Annotated in this window: 1 pseudogene; it reads left to right on the plus strand. The window is 63.6% G+C overall.

Annotated features, from left to right (window positions below):
* A pseudogene (cheR, locus tag FQ668_RS28075) lies at window positions 1-242 on the plus strand (protein-glutamate O-methyltransferase CheR); the annotation flags it as partial.

Below are 242 nucleotides of genomic sequence, written 5' to 3' on the forward strand. Positions count from 1 at the left end.
GTCCGGTGCCATGCTCAACAACTGCAAGACCGGTGAGTACGACAGCCTGGCTATTGCCCGTGGCCTGTCGCAGGAGCGCCTGCAGCGCTACTTCGACACCAAGGGGCCGGGGCGCTGGGCGATCAAGCCGCCGATCCGCAGTCGCGTCGAGTTCCGTTCCTACAACCTGCTCGACAGCTATGCGCCGCTGGGCAAGTTCGACATCGTGTTCTGCCGCAACGTGCTGATCTACTTCTCGGCCC

Source organism: Pseudomonas sp. Kh14, from assembly GCF_900291005.1.
Lineage (GTDB): Bacteria > Pseudomonadota > Gammaproteobacteria > Pseudomonadales > Pseudomonadaceae > Aquipseudomonas > Aquipseudomonas alloputida.